The sequence below is a fragment of the Solibacillus sp. CAU 1738 genome (assembly GCF_039888725.1).
Taxonomy (GTDB): Bacteria; Bacillota; Bacilli; order Bacillales_A; family Planococcaceae; genus Metasolibacillus.
This window is the reverse complement of record NZ_JBDQQN010000003.1, coordinates 50,461-76,681: the sequence shown is the minus strand read 5'-3', so window position 1 is coordinate 76,681 and position 26,221 is coordinate 50,461. Positions and strand designations below refer to the sequence as shown.

Below are 26,221 nucleotides of genomic sequence, written 5' to 3'. Positions count from 1 at the left end.
ATGTGTTATTCATTATTATAATCCTGCTATTTCCATCGTTAAATAAAGTACTTCTGCCATTTCTGAACGGGTTAAAGGACTATTTGGATTAAATTCACCCTTTTCATTAGCGGAGAAAATACCGAGCATATCCATTACTACGATGCTCTTCATCCCCTCTTCTGAGAACTGATTGCCATCTGTAAACGTTAAATTTGTAGGCGTTGCGATTGCATAAATATCCACTTTTAAATAGTCTAAATAGCGATGAATTATTACCGCCGCTTGCTGACGTGTAAGGTGTCCGTTCGCATTAAAGCGTGTTGGCCCCGTTCCGTTCATCACACCCGCCTCAAACAATGCTTGAATTTCACTAGCATACGCTTTGCCACGTATATCGTTGAATTGCACATGAGAAGTCGACGTTAAGTTAGCCCCCTTCGCAAGCATTACCGCAAAATCTGCACGGGTAATTGCATCTTTCGGGAAATAATTATTCCCTATTGTGCCAGCTAAAACACCCCTTTTAGATAACTCTTCAATGTACGTCCGATTCGGGTCATGCATTGCATCAATAAACGTGCGAGGTGTGTTAGATACTTCATAATTACCAGTTGATTTTGTTTTAATTGTAAATATACCATCTTTCACTTCAAATGGTACTTGCTCGCGCGTATTTTTACCATCAATCTTATAAACTGTTGCATTAGAAGAAGATTTAATTTCTGTCGTTGGAATCTTAATTTCTACTTGCTCAGCAAAAGCAATAGACTGTCCGTTCACTGATACAATAAAGTCAAATTCCCCTTCTTCAATCGTTAATGAAACCGATACTGTGCCATATGTTTTTTGTAAATCTTTTATCGGTAGTTTCACTTGGACACCACTCGTAGCTGTAATAACAAGTGGCTCTTGCTGATGCAAAATAATGTCTCTCGGAATATACGCAAATAATTCTTCACCGTAAGAAGTGAATTGCAAATCGGTACCGTCTTGTACAAATGCGACATATTCATTATCAGGAATGTACTTTAAAGAAGCAGGATTGGATTCGTCTGTTGGCCAAATAATACCTGTTAAATCCTCTTTTTTCGTATTGCCATGTGTTGGTTGCTTTGGTGGACCAGACGGATTTTTCGACACTTGTTCCTCAAGTTTTTGCAATTTCGATAATGTAGTCACATACTGTTTCGCCTCATTAGAAAGACTATTGTAATAAGTGCGCGCATACGCAATTGTGCTATTAGACGATTGCCTTGAAACACTTGCCATAAATTTATCAAATGCTGCTGCACTTGCTTTTGCCGCTGCGATAGCCGCTTCCTGTTTAGCAAATTCTGCAAGTAAGGATTGAACAAAAGAATAGTTGATGACATACTTCTTCGCTGTAGCAGAAAGCGCTGTGTATGCCGCTTGAACCGCTAACACTTCCTCTTTTGTCGATGAACGTGTCAATTTACTAATCATCGCATTCACTACTTGCGCTTGCTCTTTCGCCTTTTTCTCATCTACTTCTTCCGTTACCTTTAGATGCTCCTCTGCATCAAGTAACTTTGTAATAGATTTGATATAGCCAAGTGCCTTAGCAGATAGAGCGTTATATGCGGCACGCGCTGCTAAAATTTCTTCTTTGGGCGATTGTATCGTTAATTTATCTATTAAAGCTTGTACAGCCTCCGCTTGTTCTTTCGCTGTTTTTTCTTCTAGGTCATTTTTAAACTTTTCTTCCAAAGCAACTAATGTTGGATAGTTTGTAACAAGTAACTTCGCCTCTGCATGAAGCGCATCATAAGCTTTACGAGCTGCCTCTATTTCTTCAACTTTGGCGTTGTTATTGAGCTTTTCAATCATCGCTATTACGGTAGCAGCTGACTTCTCTAAATCTTCCTTCGCTTCAAGTCCTGCCTCTAACGTCACAAGTTTATTTAATAAATCAGCTTCTATATATCTTTTTGCTTTTTCAGATAAACCATTATACGCCTTTCGTGCATCTGTAATCGCCTGTTTTGAAGATTTTCCATCTAGTTTGGCGATTTGGTCATTTACTTTTTTTGCAGCTTCTTTTTCTGCTGGATCAATAAATGCCTCTTCTAGTTTTTCAAGCACTTCTAATTTTGTAAGTTTAGCTATTGCCCCTGCTGTTAAACTATCGACTAATGCTCGAACAAATTGTATTTCGGCATTTGTTGAAACTGAAGTTAATTTACTTATTTCTATATCAACATAAGCCGCTTCTAATGTTTCGAGCTGGTCAATATTCGTTACTTTGGCCTGTGCCCCTGCATATAACGCCTTAAATAACGAGCGTGCGTGATCTAAAGCCGTTTTAGAAGGAGCTTCCCCTAATGCTGTAATAGCTGCTACAACTGGCTTTGCTTCTAGTATTTCAAGCTTTGCAATATTAGTAATTTGCGCCTTTTCTGATGCCGATAGCAATTCATATTCTGTGCGTATTGCTAATAATTCGTCTGCTGCAGCACTTTCTGTAAGTGACCCTAATTTAGTATCTAACGTTTTCACTTTTAAAGCAGATACATACTCATCAAGCTTAGCCTTTACAGCACTTGGGACTTTCGTTTTCGCAAAATCCGATAAATTTCCGTATGCTTCATTTGCCTGTTTAATATCTTCTGGGGAAGAGTCACTAGTTAAACTATTTATTAGGGCAATTACAGCTTCCGCTCGTACTAGGCTCGTTCGAATATCATCATTTATTTTGTCAAGCTTATCTCGTAAAATTTGGCTAATTGCACTTTGCTGCTCTGTTGTTAACTTGCCAAAAGCTTCATTTGCAGCCTTTACAGCAGCTTCTGAAATATTGATTGCATCTAGGTTTTCAATTAAAAGTGATACTTCTAAAACTTGTTCATCTGTCCCTGCAATCGCGTCGACTCCCTTTTCCAAAATTGTAATAACAGTCGAGTCGATGGATGTAATATGGCCCTTAACTGCCTGTTTAAAATCGTTATATTCTGCACGAGCAGCAATGACATCCGTTAATTTAGGAGGGGTTGCCCATGCTTTCACTTTAGTTACAAAGCTCTCTGCCGTTTCTTTATATTGCTTAGCTTTTACAATGGCGTCTTTTAATTTTGAATTACTTACTACAGCTTGTTGGCGAGCTTTCAACGCATCATAAGCTTGCTTTGCCCGTTCAACATCCGCAATATATGTCGTAACATTGTCATTCAAAACAGCAATTTGATACTCAATTTCGTATGCTACTACTTTTTCTGTAGCCATTTTCTGTTCCTGCATCTTTAAAAATTCAAAAATGTCCATATCAATAATTGAGCGTTGAGCTAACGGCATTTTATCGTAATCCGCACGTGCCTTTTCAATTTGTGTGTATGGTGTGTCATCACCAAAAGCTCTCACTGTATTATGCCAAATAGTAACAGCCGGTATTAGCCCTACAGATGCATTTTCTGCCTCTTTTAGTATGTTAATATTTAGTACTTTCAGCTGATCTTCAAGGCTTAAATTATTAAATTCCGACCTTGCTTTTGTCACGTCTGCTATAAACGTTGATGAACTACTATTTAGTTCTGCAATTTGTAGCATGACACGATTGACGTGTGATTGATTATCTCCAATAATATTGCGTTCTTTTGCTAATGTTTCAAATTCTACAATTTTCTCATTCGTAATAATTGCTTTTTGGCTATCCGTTAATTTCCCAATTAATACATGTGCATTAACAATTTTTAAAGCAATATCACTCGCATCAACATTTTTCCAGATATCCGTTAACAAAGCTTGTAGTTGTTGAACAATAGGGTCTTCCTTACTTAAATCTATAGTTTTCGTCCCGCCACTAGCTGTTATATACGTTAAGATGGAGCTGGCGATATTGACGCTCGTTACTGTTTCTTCAGCTAACAATGTCAATCCTGTGCCATCAATCTTTACTTTATATAAAAAGCCGCCATGTGAAGCGTCACTAAAATAAAGCCAGTTATTGTACTGTTGTAAATACTCCGCTTTTACATTTGATATGACAATCGAATCACCAGAAGATACATTATTTAACTCAAGCTTTTTAATAACCCCAGTTGCTCGATCAGCAAAAAATAATTCATTTTTCACTTGTACTGAGGAGCTTATTTTATGCATAGCGGAATAATCAGTACCACCATTTGTAATCGTATGATAGTCTTTCCCTGTATCCTCTACATATTTCGCAGCTTGATTTTGACGCAGTAAAAAATGAGCATAAGAAATAGAGTTTATAGGCTGATTCGATACACCTGAAAACAAAGTATCATCCATCATACTATCTAAGTAATACCACTGCCCATCTACCTTAACTGCATTCCAAGCATGGTTTATGCCATTTACTTTACCTGTAACATAATCAACTTCTACATTTAGTACTTTCAAAAGTCTATATGCTAATAATGCATATGCTTGCGCAGCACCCTTTTTTTCCTCGATTAATGTTGCGGCAGCATAAGGGCTTCCATTAGTAGCTATAGAATATGTCGAATTTAAAATAATATAGTCATGAACCGCTTTAATCTTCTCAAAGTCTGTTGCACCCGCTCCTAAACCAAATGTTTGCACTATGTAATTCACTTGAGTTGTCACATTAGACTCTTTCGTTGCTGTCGTTAAATAATGAAGCTGCATCGAAATCGTTGCTTTAGCCGAATCGTATTTATAAGTATATTCATAGCCATTGAATGTACCTTCTTTATAGCGATTTTTTAATATAGTATTTATAGTATCGCTAATAAGATTTTTTAGATCAGTACCATTCGCAAAGCTTCCTGTATACACAATTTGTATTTCCGTTTTATATTGCCCCATATATATTTCAAGTGCTTCCTTCAACGCTCCTGCATCATTCGCTTCAATCTTTACCGGTGCAGAACTGGATGAGGACGTAGCAGGCAGTTGAATTTTTGGAAATTGCCCTGGGACAACTACATTTTCTTCCTGCGATATTTGACTCGCACTTACCTTCATATCCTCTGCTACAAAAGCAGCTGCTGGAATTGCAAGTATTGTTGCCGTTAATAACTTTGTATTTTTCTTCATCTCTTGAATCCTCCATATTTTTAGTTAGGAAATATATACGAGGTATATCTTTACAATTATACAAATTATCTCATGTAAAATTTTGTTTGAACACAATCATTTTACTCATTATTTGTAAAATAGGTAAAACTTATTACATAATTATGGTAATGTTAGTTGAAATTTCTCTTTCGGTCATTCAAACTAATAGATAGAATGGAAAAATATTCACTTTTTGTATTGCATACTATACAAGGGAAAAGTAGTAACTATACACGAAAGGAGAATCTTTTATGAAAAACATAGTTTCGACTATATTTTTAGTAACGTTGTTCGTATTTTCATTCACTACTTTAAAGTCGGAAGCGGCTAGTTTTAAAGACGTACCAGAAGAGCATTATGCATATGAAGCTATACAATGGGCGCAAAAATTTGAAATTATTGATGGCTATCCGAATGGTACATTTAAGCCAAATGAAACAATGACAGAACAACAATTTGCGAAACTTTTAGCTAATTATTTTGACTTAGATATGACGTATGATGAATTAAATAAACAAACAAGCGCCGAGGTTTGGTCAGATGAGTTTTATAATCGATTAGCGAGCTACGGGGTACCATTAAACGGTTACCTTCATAATAATATTCGTGCAAAGGCTGTAAAACGTGGTGTTGTAGCGCAGGCAATTGCGCATTTAGCTGATGGAAAAAAAGGATTGAATGATTCGATTCAGTTTTTACTCGACCATAATATTTCTACTGGGCAAAACCCAAAGTATGAAAATCGTGATTTACAAAAGTTTTTCGGCGTAGAGAATAATTTGACGCGCGCCCAAGTAGTTATGCTATTGTATCGCATGGATTCGATGGATTTTTACTATATTTCAGATGATGCCGAAGAAATCTATGAAAATACTCGTAACCTATCATTAAATGAACGTGCTAATAATGCAAAAAAACAATTAGATAGCTCCTTACAACAAAACCCTCCTAGTAATAATGCTTGGGATGGTAGCTACCGTTATGTGTATAAATGGGGCAATGGAGCATACGATAGCAATGCACGCCATGCAATCATTTCCGATGCAAACAAAGAAGAATTTTTTGTAAAATTATCTGCATATGATGGAAAAGATACAGGCGCAACAGAGGGTTATGCCTCAATCATTTCTCAAACAAAAGCAGTTATGAATGAATCCTCTAAAGGGAATCGCTGCGTCATTGAATTTGAACACTTAAACAACGCTATTAAAATAACAGAAGTAGATTGCAGTGCTGAGAGAATGAGTGGCACTAATTTTTCTGGGACTTTGAGGAAGCAATGATAAAAACCCGCAAACAGCTTGGTGAAAGCTGTTTGCGGGTTTTCCACTGTTCTTACATATAATTATTTTGCTTTTATTAGATCATAGAGTTGGCCATCCTTCATCGCTTGTACAATATTTCCATACTTATCGACTGTCAATAAGTATACTTTTTGCTTTTGCATAAATATTGCAGATCCATTAATTGATTTCGCTTCTAAATGGAACTCGAAACTAGCTTGCGATAAATCACTAGCACTAATGTCTTTTTTACCGAATTGCGTAATACCTTGTTTTGCAACAATGCCTGTCTCTGCAGACTGAATAATATCTTGTGCCGTAATAATAGACGATGTATCTGCATTGACAACTGCATAGTAGTACGTTTGGTCCCAAGTTAAATCAGTATTAATCTCAGCACTAATTGTCATTGTTTTAGATGTTTTAACATCAAATCCGCCTAATGTACCTGTTAAATATGCTTCGACAATTTTATTATTAACTCCCGTTGCATATTTGTATTCTGCAATAGAATGCTCAGGAACAAATGTCAACTTACCTAAATCTGTAATGTTTTGAAGATTAGTAGAGTTCATATCGACAATAATATCTGCTTCATGTACTTGTGTTAAAGTAAACACTAATTTTCTTGAATCCCATGTATTCACGTTAGTTAAGTCCTGCCAACCTATCTCTGCTACCGTTTTACCTGTAACAGTTTGAATCTCTTGTTTCAATTTAGCTAAAGCAGCATTTTGTTCACTTTGGTTTAACGGAATCGTTGCACCTCCAGAAGGTAATGCGATTGCTTCGGAGAATGTAATTGAGAAAGTTTGATCTTCAACAAAGTCAACCGCAGACGTCCCTACTACTTGAGGAATTTTGCTGAAATCCGCTTTAGTTAATTTTCTTATAACCGGTTCAATCTTCGGTTTCGTACCATCCGAATAAAATTCCTGCATCATAATAGGACCATTTGGTTGGTTTAAATCAGAATGATCGTTTCCAGTATTCAAACTATAAACAGTAAAGTTCCCATAACGATCTTTTACCCCCATTACAAGGACATACTCTTTATGTGGTGTAAGCCCTGTAATATCGACCGAATTTTCCACATTGGCATTCATCGGACGATCCATTACCCCACCGATTCCTTTAAATGCTGCTTCGCGCTCTGCGTCCGTTTTTGTTAGATCTGTTGTACCGTCAATTGGCTTTAACTTACCTTCACTTGTATATACTAGCGGATTCAATATTTTTGTATTCGTTACTGGGTCTAATACATATTTTTCAAGCGCCTTATAGTAAACTGTTCCATCTTCAGTTGGCGTAAATTTTAATGCCGCTGTTTTATCGCCTTCTTTAGGTGTCACTGAAATATTACTTACTAAAGGTGGTTTCGCATCTGTAATTAGCTGTTGTTTGCTAATAATTGATAAATTCCCCGAACGATCTCGAAGTATCATATATAAATCATATGTTGTAAAGGAATCTGGCTTAAGTGTCGTTAAGTCTAAATAGAATTTTTGCTTCCCTACTTCTGTACTAACTGGATCTTTTTTGTCACCTAAATATATTTTACCGCCACCAGCTTTATCGAATTTAGTTGTAGGTTTTGTTCCAAACTCTTCATAGAAGTCTCGTTCATCAATACCTAACGCTTCCAAATCTGTTGTATTAGGCATTACTAAATAAAACACAGATCCAGCTTTGTTCGCTGTATATTCTACTTCAGCTGTTTTGCCACCAGGATTTTTTGTTATTTTAATATTTGAAAGTACTGGTGTTAACCCATCCGTATGCGTATAGGTTGCATAGTTCCGCGGTGTTGTTTCAGCTGGTACTGTATTAACGTTCTCAAATTCTAAATCTGCTAAGTCTTTTACGCCCGGTAATACATTAACCTTTAATGTATCTCCATTAACAAAACCTGTTTCTGAAGGGATTGTTAAAAGAACGCGTGGTTTCCCACCATTTTCTTCATACTTTACGGCAGAAGGTTTAATCGTTTTTTGACCCGTTGTATTAATAATAACCGTACCTGATAGGTCATAGTTTTGAACATCATTCGCTGTTTTCGGGTCTAGCTTTTCACTGAAATACATGTAAAACTGGTTTTTACCGTAAGGCACTAAATCTTTATCTCGGTTTGGAGCAGAACCTACCACATAAGGATGCTGTGTATCAGGTGCTAGTGTTGTCACTGTTACTTTTTCAGCTGGGTCATTAGATAGAATACCTGAATCATCCTTCATGACAACAAAAATTTCATACGGTTTATTTGGCTCTAAGTTCGTAATAATATGCTCTACTGCTTCTTTCGATGATGCAGTACCTTTACCTGTGTAGTTGGCCACAATATAATCTGTTGTCGGCGCAGGTGTAGAAGAAGCATAACGAACATAATAATAGTACTCCCCTGGCTCAGATGGCTTAAATTTAATTTTCACACGATCTCCACCGTGTAGCGCTTCTGCTTCCAAATTTAAAACACGAGGTGGCGTTCCATCTGTCGTTTCAAACTCCGCTTCCATTTTATCTGAAATATTTTCTGCGTTATCGACAACAACTAAATATAAAACGTATTCTGTTTTATCTTTTAAATCATTAATGGTAAACGTAACAGGCTTCCCTGCTGTTGCAGTGCCGCGCTTTTCTTTATTTTCTTGTAATATTTCACGAATTGTTGGTGGACGCTGAGATGCTTCACGGACTGCATAATAGTACGTTCCATCTTCATTTGATGTAAACGTTGCTATAGCAGACGTTCCCTCACCTTTTACTTTTAAACCTGTTACAACAGGACGCGTTTCATCTGGTGTTTCTTGGTTTTCAATAGGGTCTCGGTCAACAGGCTTGTCATCTGTATCAACAATATTGCCAATATTATCGTTATCATTATAATAATCATCAAAAATATCATTCGGCGTTTTATCTTTAGGTATAATAACCTTGCCAATATAAACAAACTCACCAATATCAATCCAACCAAATGAATTATCTACATATAAAAAGTCTATATAGCTATCTGTATTGAAGTACGTGCTTTTGTAATTGTTTTTATAAACTGTTTCAATATTATGCACACCGTAAATTTTTAAGTTACGGTCGCCTTCTAAATAAAGCGTCGTCATATCTGCATAAATTTCCACATTTTCAACATCACGTGCAATTGTTACACGACTAAGTGTCGTATCAGAAGAAATAAATGTACCCGTTTGCTCGATTAAAAGGTTCGATACATGCGTATTTTCAAAATCAATATACCGCTCTACTTTTGCCATTCGTGCTGTATAGTTCTTATTAGGCTTGGAAGGGTCTTTGCCTGGCTTTAACGTTTCATCTTCGTCTGGGTTTAAATAGTCATCATCATCATCAGTCGGTTTATCCCAATCGATAAAACCAAATCCAGATATGCTTGCAATATTTAAACTTTTTAGGCGTTCTGTATATGTAGCTAATGACTTTCTTGGCGTTTCTGCAATTGTCACATTTCCAGTTAATGTCCAGTTCTTTAAACGTAAATACGAGCCATTAATGACAAGCTCTCCACCAAAACTCGTATAACCACCATCTAATGCTAGTAGTCTATTTGAAGTCCCTGATGCATTAATCGTTAATTTAGTTATAGAAGATAGAATTTTCCCGTTAAACGTTCCATCAATTTCTGCCCCTTTTAAAATAGCAGCATTCGATTCATTAATAATGGAGCGTAGTGCTGGTTGGATCGTGTATTGCACACCATTAATGTGAACTAAATCCCCTTTTATATCGCCAATGATGTAAGAAGGATTGCCTTTATCTGCTTTTTCTGCGCGCCAAATAAATGTCGCTAGCTGCGCGCGCGTCACTGTACTAAATGGTTCAAACGTATTCGCCGTTTTCCCTTTTGTAATACCTAAATCATAAAGTGTTTGAATATAGAATGCATTGCTTGTCTCACTCGTAACATCGATGAAATGATCTTTAATTTTTGTTGAAACACCTAGCTTATATCCTAACGTGATGATTTTCGACATTTGCCCACGTGTAATCGGCTCATCTGGTTTAAATGTGCGATCCGAAAAACCGTTCATAATCCCAGCATTCGCTAAAGTTGCGATGTAAGCATAGTAAGGGTTGCCTTTTGGTACATCTTTAAATTTTGGATCTGATTGGTTTCGTGAATTTAAGCCCAGTGCGAGTGTCAGCATTTTTGCCGCCTGTCCACGTGTTATTTCTAAACTTGGTCTAAATGTTCCGTCCTCAAAGCCACTTACTACACCTCGATTATATAAATCTATAATAGGTTTATAGTAATCCGCATTTGGATTTAAATCTTTAAACATATATGCATTTGTCGGCTGTGGTATGGCAACTAATACGCCACTTGCAGCTAATACAGTTGCGATTGCAGCTTTGTTCAGTTTTTTTGCTTTGTTGTTTTCCATGTGATCCTCCCTCTGCCTAGCAGTATTTATGTAAACTATTAAATTTTGATTAGAAAGGTATATTCGCGATCAAATTAAGGTAAGATGCTTTCCCTATTTATGTCGTTTCTTGACGACCCAAAAATAAACCCTATATCTATTCTATCGGTTTAAAGCGTATATTCGTATAGGAGGAAATAGCAAAATGAGCACGTTTTCTAGCTTTTTATCCCGCGTATCTAATGATAATAGACTACCATGCAGTTTGTTTTTATGATGACTAATGACTAGAAACGACAATATGCGCTTTTACATGCCTTATAATTAGTTCTCATAAACGCGAAAAACCTGATAAACTGAGATTTATACCAGTGTATAAACAAATTATTTGGTCATTCCCGTTACGGCGATAACCTTATTATTAAATAATACCCTATAAAAGGTAAACTAGTTATATATACGGTATTATTTTATTTTTTGAGCTTAATATATTGAGCGTACTATAATCTCAAAAGACATTTTGATATAAATGACGAAAACAGCCTTCGGAAACATTTCCGAAGGCTGTTTATTTGCATTATATTACCACACAGCTATCTGCCCGTCAGTACGTGATTCAGTACCACCCATCAGTACGCCATCCTCTGTCCGCCAAATAATTTGCCCGCGACCGAAGCTCCCAAAGTCATTTGTCATTCGAATATCATGCCCTTTTCGCTTCAATTCTTCTACTAAATAAAGCGGGAAATGTGGCTCCACTACAATCGTTTTACCACTTGTCCATTGCCACCTCGGCATATCAAGTGCAGCTTGCGGGTTTAACTGAAAGTCAACTGTATGCGAAATGATTTGCATATGTCCTTGAGGCTGCATATACCCGCCCATTACACCAAATGGACCGATTGCTTCGCCTGCTTTCGTTAAAAAGCCTGGAATAATTGTATTATACGACCGTTTTCCACCGCACAGTGCATTAGGGGAATGTTCCTCTAGGGAAAAATCGCGTCCACGATTTTGCATAGCAATGCCAGTACCCGGAATTACAATGCCTGAGCCGAAGCCCATATAATTACTTTGAATATAAGATACCATATTGCCATCCGCATCTGCTGTCGCTAAATAAACAGTTCCCCCATGCGGCAAATCCATCGGTAACGGGTCAGCCGCCTCCCCCGTAATTTGTTCTGCCTTCATGCGAGCATACTCATCCGATAATAAATATTCGACTTTAATAGGCATACTAGAATGCTCGGTAATAAATGCTTTTCCATCTGCGAACGCTGCCTTTATGGCTTCAATTTGCGCATGAATTGTATCTGCTTCCTGCCAATGTGGTTTTTCTAACTGCTTATAAATATTTAGTGCCATCAGCGCTACAATCCCCTGACCATTCGGCGGAATCTCCCATACATCATACCCACGATAGTTTGTAGATACAGGGGTTACCCACTCTGGCTCGTAGCTTGCTAAATCTTCTTTTGATAAAAAGCCGTTATGCCGCTTCATATATGTAACAATTTTTTCTGCAAGCTCGCCCTCATAAAAATCACGTCCATCTGTTTCTGCTATTTTTTTGAGTGTTTGTGCATGGGCAGGTGATGACCACATTTCTCCTATTTGAGGTGGTCTTCCATTTGGTGCAAACGTTTCAAACCAAGCTGCAAACTCCTCGCCTGTTGCCATTTCCTTATACTTTTTATATGCTATTTCCCAATATTTACCCAAAATTGGCGTTAACGGATATCCTTGCTCAGCGTAGCTAATAGCTGGAGCAAGCGTTTCCTGTAGCGATAGCTTCCCGAATTTTTTTGATAGCTCCGCCCAGGCTGCTGGTACACCAGGCACCGTTACTGGGATCACTCCGTATGTAGGTATTTGATCAAAGCCTCGTGCGCGTAATGCTTCAATTGATATAGACTGCGGTGCCGGACCAGAGCTATTTAAACCATGCATTTCGCCGTTCATCCATACAATTGCATAGGCATCTCCTCCAATGCCGTTTGAAGTAGGCTCAACAACGGTTAATGCTGCAGCTGTTGCAATTGCAGCATCTACTGCATTGCCGCCCTTCTTCAATATATCTAGCCCCGCTTGTGCTGCTAGTGGCTGGGATGTAGCGACCATTCCGTTTCGAGCAAAAGTCGTATAGCGCTGTGAATGAAAGGGCTGTTTCAAAAAATCCATAGTACCTCATCCTTATGTAAGTTTTTTAAATTACCAGTTCTAATATGAACAATAATTCTATTTTTAATTGTAACAAATTCCCCTTTTAATTTTCAGATTATTTTTAATATAATGTTATTATATTATTTTATTTCACAAAAAGAACTGTTATAATACTGATTAAGTTTATTGCACCTGTATTATTACAGTATTTTGTTATTGACCATTAAAAGGGGGATAGGGAAATGACAATTCTTTCTGATTTAAAAATTCTTGATTTTTCATCTTCATTGCCTGGTCCGTTTGCGACAATGATGTTTGCTGATTTAGGTGCAGACGTTATTCATGTCGAATCATCTCGGCGCGTTGATATGATGCGTATTATGCCACCAACTGACGAGGACAGTGAGTCGTATGTTCATCAGCATTTGAACCGTTCTAAACGCTCACTGACACTTAATTTAAAAACAGCGGAAGCCGTCACCATCGTGAAAGAGCTTATTCAGGAATACGATATTATTATTGAAGGGTTCCGCCCAGGGGTCATGAAACGCCTTGGACTCGATTTTGAAACATTACGTGAAGTAAATCCAAAGCTCATTTATTGCTCGATTACGGGTTACGGACAAACAGGACCATTTGCCAAGAGACCTGGACATGATAATAATTATTTATCCATTGCAGGTGTACTCGACCACTCGCGCTTAAAAGATAAAAAACCAGTTGCTATGGGAATTCAAATTGCAGACGTTTCGGGAGGTACATTGCACGCAGCAGTAGGGGTGCTCGCTGCGGCATTACATCGTGAAAAAACAGGAGAAGGAAAATATATCGACGTTTCTATAACAGATGCTACATTCACAATGAATGCATTATCTGGCTCCGCGTTTTTAGGTGGTGGACATTTGCCACAGCCCGAAGGAGAAATTTTAAATGGCGGTACATTTTATGATTACTACAAAACAAAAGACGGGCGCTACTTCTCTGTCGGGAGTCTAGAGCCGCAGTTCCGCAAGCTACTTTGTGAAGCGCTTGATATTCCAGAAATAATCGATAATACGTTTAATGATTCACCGTATACTCAACACCGTTTTAAAGAAGCGATTTGCGATGCATTTTGTACAAAAACATTCGATGAGTGGTTGGAAGTTTTCAACGATGATTTTCATGGTTGCGTGGAACCTGTACTTACATTTGAAGAATCTTGTCATCATCCACAAATTCAAGCTCGCAACATGCTTGTTGAAGTACGAAAGGCAGACGGTTCAACACAGCAACAAATTGGCACTGCGCTAAAATTTGATGGTAACTTGCCCATCTATAAATTTGTCGGTGCAAAAATGGGTGCACATACGGACGAAATTTTAAATTCCCAAGGTTATAATGAAGAACAAATAAAAGCACTACGAGAAAAAGGAGTGCTACAATGATAGAAGGCTGCGAGCAATTACATTATGTTCGCGGCCTGTTTTATTGAATCTTTTTTATATTTAAAACGTATTACTATTTAAAGGGAAAAATTAAGAATTTTTTCATTATTATCCAAGTTTTTCTTAATATTTATTTGTTATTGTAAAGGTGAGGTGATTTTAATGAGTAAGGTGATTTATATTGTTTTAACCGAGACAGGTTCTCTACTTTCACGTGCAATTCAACTATATACACAAGAAAACTTTAATCACGTGTCGATTGCATTTGATCGTGATTTACAAGAGATGTATAGTTTTGGACGCAAATTTGATAAAAATCCATTTATCGGTGGGTTTGTGCAAGAAAATGCTAATTCTAAGCTACTTCGCTCTGCAAATTGCGCCATATATGAATGTACAGTAACCGACGAACAATATGAACTGCTTCAGCAAAAGATTCATTATTATAAAATACATATGGAAAAATACCGCTATAACTTTATTGGCTTAATCGGTATTGCTTGCCATATTAAATTAGAGCGTGAATATGCGTTTTTCTGCTCGCAATTTATTGCTACATTGTTTAAAGAAGCTGGGCTATGTTTAGACGGGCGCTGTCCTTATTTTACAAAGCCGACTGATTTTACGCGACTACACTATTTAAAATTGTGCTACAGCGGGAAATTAAATAATTTTATCTTTGTACCGCGCACTGAACCAATGCCAAATATCCCAATCAATTCAATCGGTAAGCTTGCGTGAATGAACAATCGCTGCCACAAACGTACGAAGCTGTTCAAAATGGGAATCTATAAATAAATATTTTTTATAAATTTCCATTAGCTTCTCAAATAGCTCGAACTGTTCTGTTGCCCAAAGTGATTTTAGTATATTGCACAAATGCTTCGATGTCATTTGAGCAATTTTGGCATACGGGCTGGTCTTTTTCATATATTCAGCTAACCAAACGTCTAATGAATGGCGCATATGTTGAGGTGAACCGTGTACGATATATGCAATATCCTGTTGCACATTTGCCTCTATTTTATGTAATAAATCAGGGTCGCTTGGTGCATTCAAATAATTATAAATAGCCGTGCTTGATGCAATTTCATGCTCTTTTAAAAGCTTTAGCACTTGCTTATATTGCTGTTTTTGGACAAGCGCATGAATAATCGTATAAAACACAAACTCGACATAGTTTTCATTATATACCTTCACTATTGCATGTGGCTGCGGCTTTAGCATTGTTAGTGCATCGCTATATTCTAGCATTAGCTCTACTGCATGATTATTTAAACGATCGTCCTCTATTAAAAACAACCCTTGTTGAACAATTTGTTCTGTATCTTTACGAGAGGCTGCTTCGTTTAACAACAAATAGGCAAGTAGAGTCTTTTCTTTTTCTGTTAGCGCCCACTTCCCATCACTCCACATGTTTTTAATATGGGCGATACGTTTTTTTAGCTTTAAAAAATGCCTTCTACCACTCGTAAAATGTGTCACTACGTCCATTAAATGCAGCTGCTTTAAGGGAAAAGAACGGTTATTGTTTTGATCTAAAGCTGCAATGAGTTGATGTATAATCGTTGCTGCCCGATTTTTCGATACGAGGAGTTGGAGCCCGTCTCGTAATTCTTGCATTAATTTTAGTGGATGTTCAATTTGCCACAGCTTTGCCTGCTTAAATAAAGAATAAAGCTTTTTTGCATAGACCGCGCGCCAAAATAATTCATCTTGCAAAAAAATAGTATGTACTAGCCACTGCTCCCCTACTTTATGTAACATGATTTCCAGTACATGACTATTAGGCATCTGTAGTTCCCTTCCAACGACAAAGGAAATAAAATCATCTACTTTCAATGTTGGATGTAACGCGATATAGTGTTCAAATTTTGCCATGTTGTCCGGCGAAAAGAAATCGATAAGCCTCTCCTGCGCTATCCCATCTAGTGCCTGAAAAAACGTTGAGCCCTCTCCCCAATTCTTTTTTGCAATTGAATACGCCATACGAATACCTAACTGGTCCCCAACTAAAAGGAGTTCAAGTGGCAAGACAACACCCCAAATGGATGTCGCTTCGTTCACAATCATTTCAACAGCGCGCTCCAGTTTTTCACCTGTATTCCCTTGCGCCATGTCATATAATTGCTCATCAACTTTTAACAAGTTTCCCCCTCCATTCACGTAAACCTTATACCTAAAATATACCAAACCATCTGTTGATATGCTCCTTTTTTTATTTTCCTATTTAATCACATGTCCAAAAACTTCTATTATACAAAAAAATTATGAATGATATATTGAGCGTATTGTCGGAAAAAAGAAGTATTTGTAAAGGTAATGTAAATTTTTCTTTGCAAGTTTGTAATTCGATTTACACTATATAGCTTTACATGAATAATGAACGAGAAGATAAAATACGAGGTGGAATAATTGGGCATTAATTGGATAGAAATGATTTTTCACTTCCTTGGAGGTCTTGGTTTATTTTTATTTGCAATTAAGTTTATGGGCGATGGGTTACAAAAGGTAGCTAGTAATCGGCTCCGAGACATCTTAAATACATTTACAACAAACCCGTTTATGGGCGTCCTTGTTGGCATCGCTATAACCTTGCTCACCCAATCGAGTACCGCGACAACCGTTATTACGGTCAGTCTAGTAAGTGCTAAATTTTTAACGCTGAGACAAGCGATAGGCATCATTATGGGGGCGAATATTGGTACAACAGTGACTGTCTTTATTATCGGCATCGATGTAGGGGAAATCGCTTATCCGATCTTAGCGATTGGCGCGATGCTATTGCTTATGAAAAAAAGTGCATTGCAACATATAGGACAAGTACTATTCGGCTTTGCTGGACTATTTATTGGTATTGAAATGATGACAAATGGTATGCAGCCGTTACATCAATGGCAGGCATTTATTGATTTTACGGTCCATATAGAGCATATGCCCGTACTTAGTATTTTTGCAGGAGCGATTTTCACATTAATTGTGCAGGCGTCCTCTGCGACTGTTAGTATATTACAAAACTTATATGCAGAGCATTTAATTACAATACAAAGTGCGTTACCTGTTTTATTTGGCGAAAATATTGGCACAACGGTGACAGTTGTTATTGCTTCACTCGGCGCTTCTATTGTTGCCAAACGTGCTGCTGCTATACATGTGCTATTCAATGTAATCGGTACTATTATTTTTATGATTTTCCTTATTCCTTTCTCAAACTATGTCGAATGGATTGCCAACTTGTTACATTTGGAGCCCAAAATGCAAATTGCTGTCGCACACGGATCGTTTAATATTATTAATACTATTATCCAGCTACCTTTTACTGGTGTATTAGCTTGGATTGTGACTAAATTATTACCTGGCGAAGAGTATGCTACCTACATGTCGCAGCAGCAATTAGATAAAGCGCTTATTCCAACATCTCCTGGAATCGCGCTATCACAAGTAAAGCAAGAAGTGATACGTATGGGAGAATATTGTGTACAAAGCTTAGATGAGGCACTGCAATATTTACTCACATGTGATCGGAAACATGCAAGTACTGCCGCCCACCTTGAAGAAGCAATTAACCAATTAGATGTGTCGACGACTACCTATCTTGTATCGCTATCAAAGCAATCATTATCGAGCGTGGATTCTACATTTCACTATGTGCTACTTGATAATATTCGAGATCTTGAACGGATTGGTGATCACTCAGAAAACATAATAGAGTTGATAGATTACAAAGAAAAGATGAACGTGCCATTAAGTACTGTCGCATTAGAAGAATTGCAGAAAATGTTTGAATTAACGATTGCAACAGTTAGTCTCACAATACGCGCACTAGATCAGCGAAATATTGCTTTCGCAAAAGATGTACTCGTTTGTGAGGAGCAAATTGATGCGATGGAGCAAACATTACGCGAACGCCATATCGAGCGTTTAAATAATTGCACTTGTGCAAGCTCAGCAAGCCTTATTTACGCAGACATACTAAGTAACTTAGAACGTATTAGTGACCACGCAGTAAATATTGCAGAGACGGTTATTAAAGTGCAATAAAAATGGACGCCTGCTAGAATCATAGCGGCGCCTTTTTTTGTGTGGATATTATAAGATTGGGAACTTTTATAAAAAGCAATTTTATGTTCATAGTCCTTCATAATGAGCAATTAAATTTTTGATTAATTGAAGTTGTAACTCATATTGTTGAAATACATTTTCGAAAAGCATTTCTGTCACGGGATCAAGAGGCATATATTTTCGCTTCTCTTTAATCCCAAGCTTTTGTTGATGTAATTGTTGTTCTAAAAGCACTAGCTGTATTTTTAATGAATGAACAATTTGTTCCTTTTCTAAATGTTCAATAAAGCTTAACCCCGTATATAAATTACTTGGTAAATGAACAGAGGAAACTTGAAATGATTCTATTAATAAGTCATGAAATGCGACTTCACCTTGTTCTGTAATTTTATAAATAGCTTTGGAACGATTACCCGTTTGTTCAATCGAATCAATTTCAACAAGCTTTTCCTTTTCCATCTTTTTAAGCGCATGATAGATGGATCCTGGTAGTATACCTGCCCATTCATCCGAATGACTTTTTAATAAAATTTGTTGAATTTCATATCCAGACATTGGTTTTAATTTTAATAAACCTAATACCATTAATCTCGCCATTGTGCATTCCCCTCAACATTAAATATTCAATATTGAGTATTATTGTAGCATGGGGCGCTAACGAACGTATACATTTATGAAGCTAACTTTTCCCGCTTACGTGGTTTCTGTGTTGGTGCATCATCCCATTTAAATGTTGAAACTGATATGCATATAGCAATGAGTAAATATACGATGAGTACAATAAAGCTAGCAAGGAAACTATGCCCATCTATTATTACCCCTCTTAGTGCCCTTACATAATGTTCAAATGGAAGCAACTTACCGATAACTGCAACCCATTCAGGTGCTCGTTCTAAACTGTAAAACGCTTCACTCATAAAAATCATTGGAATTTGAATCATATTGGAATACACACTTATTTGCGCCTCATTCCGAGCAAAGTTACCGATAACAAAACCAATACTCGTGAAACACAATGTACCGATGATAATAAACAAGCAAGTATATATAAGCGAGACGGTTGTAATTTCAATATGGAATAACATAATGCCCGTTATCCATATGAGCATATTCAGCAATACACCAATTAGCGTTCTAGCAAGGACCATGATGATGATAAATGCAACAAGCGGTAATGGTGTTAGCTTCAATAGTTTATAAACACCTTTATTTCTTTGTGCATGAATTTGAAAAGCAATGCCTTGCATTCCCCAAAAGATCGTACTAATTGCGGTAATCCCACATACGATTTGTAGCTGATTATTATGAAAGTAGTAACCTAATCCTATCATTAGCAACATAGGAAACAATAACGAATAAAATAACGTTATTTTATCTCTTAAAGACATTACAATCATAGATTTAAAAATTGTTTGCAACATATTCAACCTCCTCCTGCGTTAAAATTAAATACAGTTCCTCTAATTTCGTTACATTGTATTCTTTGCATAATTGCCTCGGTTCTCCTTGAGCAATTATTTTCCCCTCATTAATCAAGATGACCCTCGTTGCAAGTTTGTCGACTTCATCCATATCGTGTGAAGTAAAGACAACGGTTTTTCCACTTTGATGTAGCTCCTTAATAATTGCATGAATCTCTTGTCGGGCACGTGGATCTAGTGCTGCGGTAGGTTCATCCAAAAGAATCAGCTCTGGATCATGAATTAATGCAATTGAAATGGCTAATCTTTTTTGCTGTCCACCCGAAAGTTTGGATGCATCTGTTTTTCCGACCTCGTTTAACCCGCACATCTTTAGTGCACTTGTAATTTGGTCATTTGATGATTTCTTTTTGTAAAATGCAGCAAAAAGCTTTAAATTTTCAAAAGCACTCAAGTTCGGAAAAAATGGTACCGCTTGAAGTTGCACACCCATTTTTTCTTTAAAAGCTCGATCCCAATAATTTATTTCTCCACTATCTGCTGTCCGAAGTCCAATTAGCATTTCTAACATGGTCGATTTACCTGCACCATTCGGCCCAATGACAGCCAATATATCATTTTCCCGAATGTCCAAATCGATATTATGAACGACGGTTTTGTTGCGATAAGATTTTTGGATACCAACTGCATGAATGAACATTTCCCCCTACCCCTTTCGCTCAACGATGAATAGTCAACGTTGAGCATTTGAATTTAATTATATAATATGCCAAATATTTCTAAATGTAAACTGATTTACAGTGAAACCAAAAAATCCTTTCCCTTAGTTTTTTGTCTTAACAAAGAGAAAGGACTTTGAATTGAATAAATTTTATTAATAAATAGGCTAAACCTGACAATGCGATAAAAAATTGCGATATGCAAAACCTTTTACATCGTCTTCTGTATAATACTTAAGCATTTCTTTCATTAAGTTCATATGACATGAAGCATCTTCTAAACCTACTACTTTTTCTACAATACCATCAAAATCTGAGCCTAACCCTATGAGTTCCTTCCCGCCAAGTGAACAAATATGCTCCACATGATTTAATAAATCCTTTATTGTAGCCTTTCCACTTGGCACAATAAATGGTGGATGATAAACAATGTGAATCGGAGCCTTCTTCTCAATCATTGCTTTAATTTGATCATCAGTTAAATTTCTAGGATGGGGGCAAATTGTCGTAGCATTCGAATGCGTGGCTATCGGATATTGCGCTAGCTCCATCACATCCCAAAAACTTTGTTCACTTAAATGAGACACATCAGTAAAAATTTTATGTGTGTTGTTTAGGCGAATAATTTCTTTACCGAAGTTTGATACACCGCGGCCTAAATTATCTTCCACACCATCCGCAGCTTCATTTGAGTTATTCCAGGTTAATCCGATATTTAACACTCCGAAATCTTTAAATATATGCCACATTTTAATGTCGCCCTCGAAAAAATCGACACCTTCAATTGTCAAAAATGCACCTATTTCATCATCTTGTAGCTTAGCGATATCGGACCATTTCGTAATATGCACCATTTTATTTTCTTTGGAGGCTATATAAGTTTTAAAGTAGTAAACTTGACGCAATGCAGATTTTATTTTTTCAGCTTTCGGCAATACTGGTCGGACAAAAATTGCAAATGCTTGAACTTTTACATTAGCTGCACGTAAATTTTGTAAGTTAACGTCCAACTTTGGAGAGTTCAAAAAATCTAACTGCTCTCTTTCATATTTCGATAACACATCGCAATGTAAATCGATTATAGGAAAATCCATTTTCTGTACCTTCCTTATCAAATAAAATTGTTCTCAGCATTACTCTAATTTAAATTGGACTGTCACTTTCCCAACAACTTCACCACGTACGTTTAACACATCTGGTCGTGCATAAATTTTTAATTGCTTATATTCATCATCTGTAACTAGGGGGCTTCATAGACGAACATGCAAATATTTCCCCTTGTGGATCACCCACATGCGCAATCGTTTCACCACGATTATTCACGACAACAATTGTTCCAGCATGCTTTGATTCAACATAGGAATCTCGATAAACTTCTATAAGTAGATTGGACAATGCATAACACCTCATTAAGTTAATTTATTGTATGTAAATGATTTAAATTATACAGTTTAATTTTATTTCCGAACATATATTTTTTTAATTTTTAAATTTGTCTGACTTGTTTTTATGTAATTTGTTTCATAACTTACTTTCTTGTTAACTACCAAAAATGCTTTATACTACAGTTGATTCATTTGGTAAAAACCTAAAGTTTGATGAGAGGTTTTTTTGGTATTTCATTATTTTTGGAGGTAGAGGAAATAATCTAGAGATACCAAACCATATCGGAATATTTCTCGAAGATGTGTTAGAGCCATTCGATATCTCTACTTATAATTGGAGAATTACTAGTTGAGAGTCATATAAAGTCATTGGTGGTCGAGTGGATTTTAATTGTAAAAAATAGGGTGTTCAGAAAGTTTTAACTATCTGGACACCCCTTTATTAATCATTATAACTTAAACTGTTGAAGCTCTGTGTTTAATTGTTCGGCTAAGCTTGCGAGCTGATCTGCACCCCTCGCGATTTCTTCCATTGTACTTACTGTTTCTTCAATTGTGGCTGTTGTTTGCTCTACGCCAGCAGCTGATTCTTGTGAAATAGAAGCAACGCTATCAATCGATGTGTTAATTTCTTCAGTATTTTGCAGGACGCGGTATAAATTATGTGAAATCGTATCAATATTATCAGTCATTTCAGCTACAGCACCTGAAATTTCATCGAATGTCATATTCGTTTCATTAATTTGAATTGTCCCCTTTTTCACTTCCTCATAGCCTGTTTGAAGTGAGTGTGTTACGCTACCGGTTTCGTCCTGAATACGATTCACAATAGTCGAAATATCCGTTACAGAGAACTGCACTTGTTCCGCTAGCTTGCGAACCTCATCAGCTACAACGGCAAATCCTTTACCGTGCTCACCTGCACGTGCTGCTTCAATCGCTGCATTCAATGCAAGTAAGTTCGTTTGATTGGAAATATCATCAATAACGGAAACAAGCTTAGAAATTTGCGCCGATTGCTCATTTAATCCTTCTACTTTCTGAACGGAATCTAATACGATTTTATTAATCGTGTCCATTTGCTCTGTAGAACTTAGCATTAATTCTTTACCTGTTGCCGTAAGCTGTTGTACATGACTGGAATGTTCTTTTAATTCATTGCCTTCTTGTGACGTTTCTTGAATGCGACGAGTGAAAGCTGTCATTGTTTCTACTAAATCACTTGAAGATGAGGCTTGTGTTTCAGCGCCTGTAGCCAACTCCTGCATCGTCAGTGCAATTTGTTCAGAGCCCGATTTCACTTCATTTGAAGACTGCGCTAGCTCCTCACTACTTGACGCAACTGTTTCAGAAACATCATGAATTGAGCGTATTGTCGCTCTTAATTTTTCATTCATTCCGTTCGCTGAAGCCATTAATGTACCAATCTCGTCAACACGATTAACATTTAAAGGCTCATGATTTAATTGACCATTTGCTAACTGTTCCATTCGTGATGATACTACTTTTATCGGCTTGGAAATGATGTTCGCAATAATCGTTGCCGTAATGATTGCTAAAATTGTAAATACTATACTTACAATTATACCAATTATTTTATTATTTTTACTTAGCGAAACAACGTCTTCCCCTGTCTTATTAATTTTTTCGGCGTATTTACTTGCAAAATCCTCGTAGCCTGTACGTACTCCCGTTACTAAATAGCTGATCTTGACTAGATTATCTAATGCTTTTTTCTGTTGTCCATTCTGGTACACTTCAAATACTTCTGTATTAACACGATTGCTCCATTCACGAGACATCTCGACTAGTTTATGCCGTTCTTCACTCGTATCATATTGTTCAATAAGCTTATTATTCGATTCAGCGATCTCTCGGTATTCATTAAATACAGTAATATACTTTTTATCACCAGAAACTACATAGCTTAGTGCGGCTGATAAACGAACACTACTAGACATCGCTAAATTTTTACTCGCATTTAAGATTGCTAAATCTTGCTCCACTAATTCCGCTGCCTGTTGTTCCATTTTCTTATTCGAGAAATAACTATAAGTTGTAAAACAGCTCATAAGTACTAATAAAATAAGAAATGAACTAAAAATTCTTATTTTAATTGTTTTAAATTGAAGTAAATTCTTCATTTCTATTTTCCCATCCCCCTGAAAATTTTATATTAATAAAGTAATCTTATACTTCATATTACAATAATTTCAAAGGTTTTAATTCCCAAAAAATTAAAAAATGAGTTTTTCACCATAACAGTTTTAAGCATCCAAAAGAAATTTGCATCCACTTTAGATAATTAGACCTAATTAATTATAATTAAAAAGTTAACAATCAATGAGATAACTATTTTATTGTAAAAATATACAATTACTTAACATTTTTACCTATATATTTTTATTTAAATCGAATGATAGTTTTAGAAATTAGTAAAAGAGGCTGCGCTTAACGCACAGCCTCTTCGTATGATTAAGACAATTCTATTGTGCTTTTTTCAAAATCTTTAACCTTATCCCCATTAAACATCATATTGGCGCTTCACATGTTTATAGATTTTCGCTTGCTTTAATATCGTCTTCGGAACTTGGCATGTAGCCGTGACAACACCTGGTAAGCGCCCAATTTCAATACTACCTGTTAGAGTTACACGATTTTTTACTTCTTCAACAGATATATCAAGTAACTTGGCAGCACGGGTTAATGCATTATCCGTCGCACTATTTAAGTTCCCACCTGTCCCAACTACAGAAATAGGCAACGCTTCTTCTATTTGCTTCACACCATATTCATCAGCTAAATCGCGAGCAATACGTTTTTCTTCCTTTGTAAATGGCTTTGCTGTGTACGGTAAATCGTCGACATTAGGCAATAAAATCGGCCCATCAATTGCTAGTTTTTTTAATATACTTACTTGTAGCTGTACGATTCCTGCTACGTCTGTCGTATGCCCGGCAATTTCACCATCACCTTGCATAGCGTGCATATCTCCAATATATGCCCCCACCTGGAACTTTTACCGGACAAATAAGTGTCGCTCCTTGTCTCACACGATTGATATCCATATGTCCATCGGTTTTATGTAACTCTAATTCTTCTTTAGTCATTATAAATTCATGCGGTGCTCCAATTAAAGCTTCCCCAAAATCACCTGCATTATGTGAGTCCGGCATCGCCTTGGACGGCATAGTACCTAGCTGTCCTAAAAATGGGCGCATACGAGCTAGTACACCAATTAAATCAGACGGTGCTAAAGCTACAACCGGATTTTGCACAGAATTTTCTGGCGTACGCATATAGTTTTTCGCATCTAAAGCAATCCGCCGCGCCGCTTCCTTGCCGACCGTCAAACCAACTTCTCCATTATGATGCAATGCCATCGTATAGCCATTTGTCATTGTAAATGGTGCTGTATCTGTATCACATGTCGCACAGCGAATCGCATTATAACCAATACCTTTTACTACTGTTTGAGGATGTAACTTCCCACAACCCGGACATTTTACTTTCACAAACGGGTCGCCTATAAAACGGTCGCGTAACGGTTCATCTGTACCCGAAGCAGTGGCAATCGACGTTACTTGCACTGATTTGATTTTTATAACAAGCGCGTCTCCTACTTCTGCACCTTCTATGTATACTGGCTTCGTCACTTCATGCCCCCCTCTTATTTCTGGAGTTAGCATTGGCCCCCAACAACCTGGAGCCGTATTCGCAATTATCGTACCACCATCTTTTAACGGGCCAAGCATCGGCTTTGTCGGATCAAGTACTCCATCCGTAAATTCATTTACAAAAATCGTTTCTACTACACTATTTTCTATTTCTACTGTTTCCTGGTCTGAAACTTGTTCCATCATTTCGTTTACCATACATCCCACCATCCCTTTCACCCACTACTGTAATCAAGTGTACATAATGGTAAATTATAGCACAACGGAATTCCTTTTTACTTTCGCTCCCCTGTACTTTGAAAGAGTACTTAAACAGGTAATTATTGTTAATCACTTCATTTGATCTCTAAAACAACTTTTTCTTTTGTTTCCTCTGTAATATTGAGACAGCCTCGTTACATTTCGATTAATGTTCTGTTAAATGTGACATTTTTATAATAATTTGCAGTATGCTTATTGTAGTTCCAAATCTTGCATCGCGTTTTCATTCCGCAAAGTAGGTAACTACTAGAAAACGAATTGCAAGCACAACCATTTGGACATTGTAAACACCTCTCATTTATTTGAACGCAACGGAAAAAGGATTGCTGCAGCGCGCAAGCAATCCTTTTTTCATGTTATTTAACACCGCCTATTTATCCTCTACAACT

14 protein-coding genes and 1 pseudogene are annotated in these 26,221 nt (G+C 36.9%); 4 read left to right on the top strand and 11 right to left on the bottom strand.

Annotation, left to right across the window (positions count from 1 at the left end; all coding sequences use genetic code 11):
- Nucleotides 1–15 precede the first annotated feature (15 nt).
- Complete coding sequence (locus AAFN87_RS09940) at nucleotides 16–5,022, bottom strand: S-layer homology domain-containing protein (protein WP_347790911.1); 5,007 nt, start codon at nucleotides 5,020–5,022, stop codon at nucleotides 16–18.
- A gap of 272 nt (nucleotides 5,023–5,294) precedes the next feature.
- Between AAFN87_RS09940 and AAFN87_RS09935 the strand changes: the two genes are divergently transcribed.
- Entirely contained in the window at nucleotides 5,295–6,326 is a 1,032-nt protein-coding gene (locus tag AAFN87_RS09935) for an S-layer homology domain-containing protein (protein WP_347790910.1), read from the top strand.
- Nucleotides 6,327–6,388: 62 nt separating this feature from the next.
- Here the strand turns inward: AAFN87_RS09935 and AAFN87_RS09930 are convergent, their stop codons facing one another.
- Nucleotides 6,389–10,735 (bottom strand): S-layer homology domain-containing protein, encoded by a 4,347-nt coding sequence (locus AAFN87_RS09930; RefSeq protein WP_347790909.1) that lies wholly within the window; start codon nucleotides 10,733–10,735, stop codon nucleotides 6,389–6,391.
- A gap of 561 nt (nucleotides 10,736–11,296) precedes the next feature.
- Nucleotides 11,297–12,898, bottom strand: a complete 1,602-nt coding sequence (locus AAFN87_RS09925) for a gamma-glutamyltransferase family protein (protein WP_347790908.1) — start codon at nucleotides 12,896–12,898, stop codon at nucleotides 11,297–11,299.
- Nucleotides 12,899–13,122: 224 nt separating this feature from the next.
- Between AAFN87_RS09925 and AAFN87_RS09920 the strand changes: the two genes are divergently transcribed.
- Both AAFN87_RS09920 and AAFN87_RS09915 read left to right on the top strand, forming a co-directional pair.
- Nucleotides 13,123–14,307, top strand: coding sequence for a CaiB/BaiF CoA transferase family protein (locus AAFN87_RS09920; protein ID WP_347790907.1), 1,185 nt, complete (start codon nucleotides 13,123–13,125; stop codon nucleotides 14,305–14,307).
- A gap of 162 nt (nucleotides 14,308–14,469) precedes the next feature.
- Nucleotides 14,470–15,048, top strand: a complete 579-nt coding sequence (locus tag AAFN87_RS09915) for a hypothetical protein (protein ID WP_347790906.1) — start codon at nucleotides 14,470–14,472, stop codon at nucleotides 15,046–15,048.
- Here the strand turns inward: AAFN87_RS09915 and AAFN87_RS09910 are convergent.
- Nucleotides 15,028–16,455, bottom strand: a complete 1,428-nt coding sequence (locus AAFN87_RS09910; RefSeq protein WP_347790905.1) for a Fe-S-cluster redox enzyme — start codon at nucleotides 16,453–16,455, stop codon at nucleotides 15,028–15,030. The genes AAFN87_RS09915 and AAFN87_RS09910 overlap by 21 nt on opposite strands.
- Nucleotides 16,456–16,743: 288 nt before the next feature.
- Here AAFN87_RS09910 and AAFN87_RS09905 point away from each other — a divergent pair, with 288 nt between their 5' ends.
- The gene (locus tag AAFN87_RS09905; RefSeq protein ID WP_347791446.1) at nucleotides 16,744–18,348 is read left to right on the top strand and encodes a Na/Pi cotransporter family protein; all 1,605 of its coding nucleotides are present in this window, start codon (nucleotides 16,744–16,746) and stop codon (nucleotides 18,346–18,348) included.
- A gap of 87 nt (nucleotides 18,349–18,435) precedes the next feature.
- Here the strand turns inward: AAFN87_RS09905 and AAFN87_RS09900 are convergent, their stop codons facing one another.
- From AAFN87_RS09900 to AAFN87_RS09870, 7 genes and pseudogenes are all read right to left on the bottom strand, one after another.
- Entirely contained in the window at nucleotides 18,436–18,966 is a 531-nt protein-coding gene (locus AAFN87_RS09900) for a PadR family transcriptional regulator (protein ID WP_347790904.1), read from the bottom strand.
- Between the two features lie 74 nt (nucleotides 18,967–19,040).
- Nucleotides 19,041–19,790, bottom strand: a complete 750-nt coding sequence (locus tag AAFN87_RS09895; protein WP_347790903.1) for an ABC transporter permease — start codon at nucleotides 19,788–19,790, stop codon at nucleotides 19,041–19,043.
- Nucleotides 19,771–20,490: an ABC transporter ATP-binding protein gene (locus AAFN87_RS09890; RefSeq protein ID WP_347790902.1), complete on the bottom strand. Its 720-nt coding sequence runs from the start codon at nucleotides 20,488–20,490 to the stop codon at nucleotides 19,771–19,773. The genes AAFN87_RS09895 and AAFN87_RS09890 overlap by 20 nt, the downstream gene beginning before the upstream one ends.
- A gap of 186 nt (nucleotides 20,491–20,676) precedes the next feature.
- Nucleotides 20,677–21,603, bottom strand: a complete 927-nt coding sequence (locus AAFN87_RS09885) for a dipeptidase (protein WP_347790901.1) — start codon at nucleotides 21,601–21,603, stop codon at nucleotides 20,677–20,679.
- A gap of 136 nt (nucleotides 21,604–21,739) precedes the next feature.
- Entirely contained in the window at nucleotides 21,740–21,904 is a 165-nt protein-coding gene (locus AAFN87_RS09880; RefSeq protein WP_347790900.1) for an asparaginase, read from the bottom strand.
- A 439-nt stretch (nucleotides 21,905–22,343) separates the two neighbouring features.
- A complete protein-coding gene (locus AAFN87_RS09875) occupies nucleotides 22,344–24,038 on the bottom strand; it encodes a methyl-accepting chemotaxis protein (protein ID WP_347790899.1) in 1,695 nt (564 codons plus the stop codon).
- Between the two features lie 380 nt (nucleotides 24,039–24,418).
- A pseudogene (locus tag AAFN87_RS09870) lies at nucleotides 24,419–25,754 on the bottom strand (acetamidase/formamidase family protein).
- Between the last annotated feature and the right edge of the window lie 467 nt (nucleotides 25,755–26,221).

Bases quoted from the DNA above. Each gene is read 5' to 3' on its own strand.
- AAFN87_RS09940 (WP_347790911.1), bottom strand. From the start codon at position 5,022: ATGAAGAAAAATACAAAGTTATTAACGGCAACAATACTTGCAATTCCA.
- AAFN87_RS09935 (WP_347790910.1), top strand. From the start codon at position 5,295: ATGAAAAACATAGTTTCGACTATATTTTTAGTAACGTTGTTCGTATTT.
- AAFN87_RS09930 (WP_347790909.1), bottom strand. From the start codon at position 10,735: ATGGAAAACAACAAAGCAAAAAAACTGAACAAAGCTGCAATCGCAACT.
- AAFN87_RS09925 (WP_347790908.1), bottom strand. From the start codon at position 12,898: ATGGATTTTTTGAAACAGCCCTTTCATTCACAGCGCTATACGACTTTT.
- AAFN87_RS09920 (WP_347790907.1), top strand. From the start codon at position 13,123: ATGACAATTCTTTCTGATTTAAAAATTCTTGATTTTTCATCTTCATTG.
- AAFN87_RS09915 (WP_347790906.1), top strand. From the start codon at position 14,470: ATGAGTAAGGTGATTTATATTGTTTTAACCGAGACAGGTTCTCTACTT.
- AAFN87_RS09905 (WP_347791446.1), top strand. From the start codon at position 16,744: ATGATTTTTCACTTCCTTGGAGGTCTTGGTTTATTTTTATTTGCAATT.
- AAFN87_RS09900 (WP_347790904.1), bottom strand. From the start codon at position 18,966: ATGGCGAGATTAATGGTATTAGGTTTATTAAAATTAAAACCAATGTCT.
- AAFN87_RS09895 (WP_347790903.1), bottom strand. From the start codon at position 19,790: ATGTTGCAAACAATTTTTAAATCTATGATTGTAATGTCTTTAAGAGAT.
- AAFN87_RS09890 (WP_347790902.1), bottom strand. From the start codon at position 20,490: ATGTTCATTCATGCAGTTGGTATCCAAAAATCTTATCGCAACAAAACC.
- AAFN87_RS09885 (WP_347790901.1), bottom strand. From the start codon at position 21,603: ATGGATTTTCCTATAATCGATTTACATTGCGATGTGTTATCGAAATAT.
- AAFN87_RS09875 (WP_347790899.1), bottom strand. From the start codon at position 24,038: ATGAAGAATTTACTTCAATTTAAAACAATTAAAATAAGAATTTTTAGT.